This window comes from Romboutsia sp. 1001285H_161024_C4 (assembly GCF_015550185.1).
GTDB classification, from domain to species: domain Bacteria; phylum Bacillota; class Clostridia; order Peptostreptococcales; family Peptostreptococcaceae; genus Romboutsia_C; species Romboutsia_C hominis.
This window is the reverse complement of the sequence record NZ_JADNAJ010000006.1, coordinates 174,665-182,759: the sequence shown is the minus strand read 5'-3', so window position 1 is coordinate 182,759 and position 8,095 is coordinate 174,665. Positions and strand designations below refer to the sequence as shown.

Sequence of the window (8,095 nt, the reverse complement as noted above, 5' to 3'; positions counted from 1 at the left end):
TACCTGGTTGATAGGTCGAAGGTGTAAGTGCAGTAATGTATTTAGCTTATCGATACTAATAGGTCGAGGACTTGACCAAAATCATTAACTAAATGATATACAGTTTTCAGAGTATTAACTCTAAAAAGATAAAGATTATGTGGTTATTATAGCAAAGAGGATACACCTGTTCCCATACCGAACACAGAAGTTAAGCTCTTTAGCGCTGATGGTACTTGGGGGGCGACCTCCTGGGAGAGTAAGACGTAGCCACGTAATCTTTTTTTTATTTTATAAAATATTAGATATGTATAGATAGCTATTTAAGGCTATCTCTTTTTTATTTTATAAGTTTACTGTTATGATATTTAAAAAGGTTAAATAAATTAGATAAGTTATTAGCAAATTATTTAGCAGAAGTAAAAAACGGTAAGACAATAAGCACAAATTATGGTATGAAAAATTCACTTCAAATATGCTATTTTATGAAAAGATAGAAGGAATTATTTATATGGTAATAGGGGATTTTATGTTAGAGGCAGCAGTCAAAAATAAATAATCACTGTATTGGGATAAGTTATGTGATATAAGAAGTTGTAGTAATATATATGCTGATGGAGAATTATTCTATGAAAATGGAAAGTTTGTAGACTATATTTTATGTAAGTACGGATTATAAATAAAAATAAGTAGGGGGTTAGGTTATATACTAAGCCTCTTATTTTTTAATAAAATTTTATTTTGTTCTAATAAAGAATTGAGATAATTTAGATATTAAGTAATTTTAAATCCATAAAACAGTCAAAGTATTTAAACGTAAGGTATTTAAGTAAATTTTAGATAAATTAACAAGGTAGTGTAAGGATAAAATATTATATGCTAATATTATAGTATATAACAAAGACAAGGGGGAGTGACTATGGGTATAATAGTAAGTTTATTAAACCAAGGTGTAGACGAAAAATTAATAAATGATGCAATAAAGTTTAAAGAATTCTATAAAATAGATGAGAATCTTAAACATAGGATATCAGATTCGACTAAGTATTTTTATGGAAAAGATATATGGAATATGGCTATATCAGCTATATTAGAGGGAGAAAACATACTATTATCTGGCCCAAAGGCGACAGGAAAAAATCTACTAGCAGATAATTTATCAGAGTTATTTGGAAGACCTCAGTGGAATACATCGTTCCATATAAATACAGATAGTACAACTTTAATAGGTACAGATACATTTATAGATAATGAAGTTAAGTTGAGAAGAGGCTCAGTATATGAATGTGCTATAAATGGGGGATTTGGTATATTTGATGAAATAAATATGGCTAAAAATGATGCAATTGCAGTACTACATTCAGCGTTAGATTATAGAAGAGTAATAGATGTACCTGGATATGAAAGAATAAATCTTCATGATGCAACGAGATTTATAGGAACTATGAATTATGAATATGCAGGGACAAAAGAATTAAATGAGGCACTAGTTTCTAGGTTTATGGTCATAGATATACCTGCTGTAGAAGAAGAAAAATTAATGCTAATATTAAAAAAAGAATTTGAGGATGCAGATGAAGAAAAATTAATCCAATTTGGAGGTATATTCTTAGACTTACAATTAAAATCACAAAATGGAGAAATATCTAGTAAATCAGTAGATTTGAGAGGATTAATAGGATCACTAAAAGCTATCAGAAGAGGATTAAAACCATCTTTAGCGGTTAATATGGGAGTAACAAGTAAAACATTTGATGTATATGAGAAAGAGATTGTAGGAGATATTATAAAGACTAGAATACCAGATAAATGGGAAACTAAAGATATATTTCCTAAAATAAATACATATTAAAGTAGGAAATAATTATGAAATGGGTATATGGGAATTATGAATTTGAAAATAGAATTAGCAATCTATCTTGGACTGTAGCAGGAGATTATAATGATGATATTCAAATATCTAAAAATGAATATTCATCTAAAGATATAGCTTTGTATTTTGCTACGATGGCAGGAGGAAGGCATAAATACATAGATTGGATCTTAGTAAAAAGATACTTATTAAGTAGAGCTAAAATGGGATATGATATTGATGTTATATCTGATTTATTGCATATAACATTAGATAGGTTAGTTGAAGAAAAGATTATAAAGGAAAGACCAGGTATTGAAGATATAAGATTAAGTGCTTACAAAGATATTTTATCAGGTTTTAGTAAAATACATAATGAAGAAATACTACAAAAAATAAAATACTTTTTAGTTTTAGAAAGGATGGGAAAACATCCAACTATAGACGGACTAAGTAGAAGGATAGTAAATAAAATAAATGAAATTAATCTTAATGAAAATATAGTTGAAATACTTAGGGGAATAGATGAAATTTATATAAATTATTTTAATGATACTTCAAATAAATATGATAATGAAAACTATGAAAATGAAAGAATAATAAATTCAAATATAGATTTTGACACATTTTCAGATTTTATGTATGAAGAACTTTATGATAATGAATACAGTAAAACTATAGAAAATCAAATAAGCGAGATATCATCATCTATGTTAATTGAAAGCTTAGGAGAAGTTGATATTAAAGGCTCAAAACATAGCTCTAATAATGTACTATATGTTGATGAGGAAACTTTAAATAAGATATATAAGAAAATAGAGCATTACTACGGGAAATCATATATAGGTGACTTAGAATTAAAAAAAATAGAAAGCAAATGTTGTAGAGGGGTTCATGAGGGATGTAGAGTACATTTTACAGATGGAGTATTAAGAAGTGAATGTAGTAATATAGCTCAGATAAAATATGCAACTAGACAAAAAGAAAATAATACTCGTAAATTTAGAGAAAACATAAAAATATATAAAAGGAATATATTAAAATTAAAGGAAACTCTATTGAGAATATTAATAGAAGAAAATGAGAAAAGTAGAGTTTATTGTGATAGTGGTACTATATATGCAAATAGGGCATGGAGAGCAACTAGAAGCAATAATAATAAAATTTTCTACAAAGATATTGAAAATGAGAAAGGTAGGTATGTAATAGATATACTTTTAGATTCTAGTGGGTCTCAAACTAGAAATCAAGCCAATGTAGCGATACAAGCATATATAATATCAACAGCTTTAACTAAGGCTGGTATACCAAATAGAGTTATGGGATTCTCAAGCCTTATGGATTACACTATATTAAAAAGATTTAGAGACTATGAAGATAAAATAACCAATAATGAGAACATATTTGAATATTTTTGTGCTGGAAATAATAGAGATGGACTAGCCATAAAATCTATTTGTGAAGGATTATTAGAAAGAGAAGAAGAAAATAAAATCTTAATTGTATTAAGTGATGGAAGACCGAATGACATAAAGATAGGTAAAGACAGGGAAAGAAGTATAAGAGGAGAAATGTCTTATAAAGGTATGATTGGAGCAAAAGATACTGCATCAGAAGTAAGAAAAGCTAGGCAAAAGGGAATAATGGTACTAGGAGTATTTACAGGAAAAGAAATAGATTTAGAAGTAGAAAAAATTATATATGGTAAAGACTTCATATATACTAAAGACATCCAGAGGTTTTCTGATGTGGTTTCCATGTATTTAAAAAAGATAATAAGAAATTAGAAAAATAAAAGGAATATTAAAATATATAGCGAATATAATTTAATATAGAAAAGTATATATTATAGGTTCTTAATATAAGATTAATAGGGAAAGAGGTTAAAATCCTCTACAGCCCCCGCTACTGTGATGCTGATGAAATTTCTAAAACCACTGTAATATTAGATTATGGGAAGGAGAAAGAGTAAAATGAAGCTAAGTCAGGAGACCTGCCTAATAATATTAAATGATTTCTTCGGGGATGGAGAATGTCTTTAAGCTACTTATATAGTTATTTATGTAGATAAAGTCTAATCCCTGTGGATTAGGCTTTTTTATTGTGAAAAGTTTAAAATTTTATATAAATGATATTAAGAAATATTTTAAATAGATGAAGTATATAAGATTAAGCTATGCAAGATAGTTTGCATTAAAAAGAGACTTGTAATGTATAAGTCTTAAAATTAATTTGCCTTAAGCCTAAATTTAATATAAATTTTATATCTAAAGCTTTATGCTTAAAAAGCCCTTATTACATTTAAGGGCTTATTTTTTTATGTAATGATCTTATATTAAGAATAAAAATGTAGATAATTCATATTGATAATACACATTAATTAGTATGAAAATGTAAAAATATTAAAAAATACATGAAGCCATAAGTGATATGAGCGAAGTAAATTTTTTATTTAACATAAATTGTTTACATGTGTAAAGACATATAATACAATTTATGTGTAAACATAATTTATCAGGGGGAGATTTAGTATATGTTAAAGTTAAAGAAGAGATTAATATTTACAGCAATAGTAGGGATTATGTCTTTAAGCATGATTGGATGTAGTAATGACTCAAAAGAAGGTAGCAAAAACATGAAAGGTGACGAAGAAAAATTTTCTGTAGGAATAGTGCTTGGAGAAGGTGGGGCTAATGACCAAAGCTTTAATCAATCATCATTAGAAGGATTAGAAAAGGCAAAATCAGAACTAGGTATAGATGGCTCATACTTGGAGTCAAACCAAGATGCAGATTATGCACCTAATATAGAAACCTTTATAGACCAAGAACGTGATGTAATTATAGGTGTTGGATATACAACAGCAGAATCAATGTTAAATGCAGCAAAACTTTATCCAGATAGACAGTTTGTCATAATTGATCATAATTATGAAGAAGAGGGACAAGAAATACCAGACAATATGATATGTATGACTTTTGATGAAAGAGAGGCAGCATATTTAGTAGGTATAATAGCATCTAAGATGAGTGAAACTAATAAAGTTGGATTTATAGGTGGTATGGAAATACCAAATATAACAAGATTTGAAGAGGGATTTAAAGCTGGGGTAAAGTCGGAAAATAAAGATGTAGAGTATTTATCTCAATATGCAAATTCCTTTGATGATGCTAGCTTAGGAAAGTCTATAGCTAATCAAATGTATAATAATAAAGTAGATGTAATATTCTCAGCTGCAGGTGGTGTTGGAACTGGTGCGATAGAGTCAGCTAAAGAAAAAGATAAGTATGCTATAGGAGTAGATATGGACCAAAATAATTTAGCTCCTGACAATGTAATAACTTCAGCTATGAAAAGAGTTGATATTGGTGTTTTTGATACAATATCAAAGATAAAAGAAGGAAAATTTGAAGGCGGAAAAGCTGTAGTTTATGGATTAAAAGAAGAGGCAGTTGGGATAGCACCAAGTACTGGTAAAAATGTACCTAAAGAAATAATTGATTATGTTAACAAAAAAGCAGAGGATATAATAGAAGGAAAATTAGAAGTAAAATAATACATAAGATATAAAATGGCTATTTAAAATAATAACTTGTAACTTAAGAAAGTATAAATTGCAAGGATTATTATTTTTAGATAGCCTATTTATTTTAAATAAAATACAAGAATAATATAAAGTATGGTATAGTATAATTTCATTTAATAAATAAATTATATTTTTATAATATCCATTTTAGAATAATTAGATTATGGAGATTATCAAAATATAGGACTGATTTAAAGTTTGAATAAATATTTATTATAGATTAAAATATAGTTATAGGAATAGCGACAGGAGGAAAATTATGAATTTAGATACATTAAATCCTGCCCAGAGAGAAGCTGTAGAAAAAACAGAAGGACCGGTACTTATACTAGCTGGAGCTGGGTCAGGGAAAACTAGAGTTTTAACAACGAGAATAGCACATCTTATAGAAGATAAAGGTGTACAAGCCCCAAATATATTAGCAATAACATTTACAAATAAAGCTGCTAATGAAATGAGAGAGAGAGTAGAGGAAACTTTAGGAACAGATACAAAGGAAATGTGGATAAGCACTTTCCACTCTTGCTGTGTGCGTATACTAAGAAAAGATATAAATAGAATCGGATACAATAGAAGTTTTGTTATATATGATAGTGCTGACCAAGTTACCTTAGTAAAGGACTGTTTAAAAGAGTTAAATTTAAGTGATAAAGTATTTGAACCTAAGGTAATAATAAGTACAATATCAGGGGCAAAAGATAAGCTGTATAGCCCATCACAATTTAAAGATATGCATAGACATGATAATAGAATGAGTAAGATTGCAGATGTATATGCACTATATCAAGATCGTTTAAAAAGAAATAGTGCTTTAGATTTTGATGATTTAATATATAAAACAGTAGAACTTTTAAAATCTGAAGAAGAAGTTTTAGAATTTTATAGAAGTAGATTTAAATATATAATGGTAGATGAGTATCAAGATACAAGTAAAGCTCAATATGAACTAATAAAATTATTAGCAAAGGAACATCAAAATATATGTGTTGTTGGAGATGATGACCAAAGTATATATGGATGGAGAGGTGCTGATATAAGAAATATACTTGAGTTTGAAAGAGACTATGATGATGTTCATGTTGTTAAGCTAGAACAAAACTATAGATCTACTCAAGTTATACTAGATGCAGCAAATACTGTTATATCTAATAATATAGAAAGAAAAAGAAAGAAACTTTGGAGTGAGAAAAAAGAAGGAGAGCTAATAAAGATACAACTATCTGAAAATGAAATAAATGAATCTGATTTTGTTGCAGATATGATAGCTAAAATAGCAAGAGAGCAAGGTAGAACTTATAAGGACTTTGCTGTACTTTATAGAGCTAATGCTCAGGCTCGTCCAGTAGAAGATGCACTTAATAGAAGCCAAATACCATATAATATATATGGTGGAACAAAATTCTATGAAAGAAAAGAAATAAAAGATTTACTAGCATATTTAAGGGTTATACAAAATCCTCAAGATGATATATCTTTAAAGAGGATAATAAACGTACCTAGAAGAGGTATAGGTCTTAGAACTATAGAAAAAATAGAAGATAGAGCTAGTTTAAAGCAAGAGAGTATGTACTCTGTACTAATAGATATAGATACAAATTCAGATATATCAACAAAAGCTAAAAATAGTATAAATGGATTTGTTGATACAGTAGGAACACTTAGAACTATAAAAGAAGTATATCCTGTAAGTAAGCTTATAGAGAAAGTATTAGAGACTACAGGATATATAGATGAGCTATCTAAGGACAAAAGTGAAGAAGCTCAAGATAGAATTGATAATCTAAAAGAGTTTATATCTATAGCATTAGAATTTGAGCAAAGTAGCGAAGAAAAAGATTTACAAACATTCTTAACAGGTGTTGCACTTTCATCTGAATCTAGTGAAGATGAAGAGATAGAAAAAGTATCATTAATGACTATACACACATCAAAAGGGCTAGAATTCCCTGTTGTATTCTTAATTGGTATGGAAGAGGGATTATTCCCAATATCTAGAGCTGTAAGGTCAATGAGTGAGTCAGATATAGAAGAAGAAAGAAGACTTTGCTATGTTGGTATAACAAGAGCAAAAGAAGTTCTTTATATGACATTAACTCAAAGAAGAACTTTATATGGAAAAACTAATCCATCAATAGCATCTAGATTTATGGAAGAATTACCAGAACAATGTATAGAGAAGCTTAACAAAGTAGAAAAAGAATTAACTTACTCAAAGGCTAATTATAATGTATTAGATAAGTACAAACAAAAATATATGAACACTATGAATAAGTCCACAGTTGCTAAAAAAGTAAATGCGACTATAAAAGATACTAAAAAAGAAACTGATATAGATGATATAAAGCTAGGAGCAAAGGTACATCATCCAAAATTTGGAGAAGGTACTGTTGTTGGTATGATGGGCTCTGATGTTACAATAGCATTTAAAGAACAAGGAATTAAAAAAATAAATAAAGAATACACAACATTAGATGTATTATAGTAAATAAAAAATAAAGGATATATTTATATATCCTTTATTTTTATTTAAATAATATATTTAAAAAGCTTAGGTTAACTATATAACACATTAGAACTCACTAAGTTAATGACAAATATAAATATAGTAAATCTTTATTTTAAAGATTAAAATACTCTGTTTAAGATTGGGAAAATTAGTATTATAATATATTTATAAT

General features: G+C 27.9%; 4 protein-coding genes, 2 rRNA genes and 1 riboswitch. All 6 genes read left to right on the top strand.

Annotated elements, in window-relative coordinates; translation table 11 throughout:
- Positions 1–79 (top strand): 23S ribosomal RNA (locus I1959_RS11575); the annotation flags it as partial.
- A gap of 59 nt (positions 80–138) precedes the next feature.
- Positions 139–255 (top strand): 5S ribosomal RNA (gene rrf, locus I1959_RS11570).
- A gap of 643 nt (positions 256–898) precedes the next feature.
- Positions 899–1,831 (top strand): AAA family ATPase, encoded by a 933-nt coding sequence (locus I1959_RS11565; RefSeq protein ID WP_092923327.1) that lies wholly within the window; start codon positions 899–901, stop codon positions 1,829–1,831.
- Between the two features lie 14 nt (positions 1,832–1,845).
- The gene (locus I1959_RS11560) at positions 1,846–3,618 is read left to right on the top strand and encodes a nitric oxide reductase activation-like protein (RefSeq protein ID WP_092923330.1); all 1,773 of its coding nucleotides are present in this window, start codon (positions 1,846–1,848) and stop codon (positions 3,616–3,618) included.
- A 47-nt stretch (positions 3,619–3,665) separates the two neighbouring features.
- A riboswitch (cobalamin riboswitch) is annotated at positions 3,666–3,846 on the top strand.
- A 518-nt stretch (positions 3,847–4,364) separates the two neighbouring features.
- Positions 4,365–5,387, top strand: a complete 1,023-nt coding sequence (locus tag I1959_RS11555) for a BMP family lipoprotein (RefSeq protein ID WP_092923332.1) — start codon at positions 4,365–4,367, stop codon at positions 5,385–5,387.
- A 289-nt stretch (positions 5,388–5,676) separates the two neighbouring features.
- The gene (locus I1959_RS11550; RefSeq protein ID WP_092923335.1) at positions 5,677–7,899 is read left to right on the top strand and encodes an ATP-dependent helicase; all 2,223 of its coding nucleotides are present in this window, start codon (positions 5,677–5,679) and stop codon (positions 7,897–7,899) included.
- Positions 7,900–8,095: the final 196 nt, after the last annotated feature.

What these genes read in the sequence shown, in the direction of transcription:
- I1959_RS11550 (WP_092923335.1), top strand. Translation starts at nt 5,677, where the DNA reads ATGAATTTAGATACATTAAATCCTGCCCAGAGAGAAGCTGTAGAAAAA.
- I1959_RS11560 (WP_092923330.1), top strand. Translation starts at nt 1,846, where the DNA reads ATGAAATGGGTATATGGGAATTATGAATTTGAAAATAGAATTAGCAAT.
- I1959_RS11565 (WP_092923327.1), top strand. Translation starts at nt 899, where the DNA reads ATGGGTATAATAGTAAGTTTATTAAACCAAGGTGTAGACGAAAAATTA.
- I1959_RS11555 (WP_092923332.1), top strand. Translation starts at nt 4,365, where the DNA reads ATGTTAAAGTTAAAGAAGAGATTAATATTTACAGCAATAGTAGGGATT.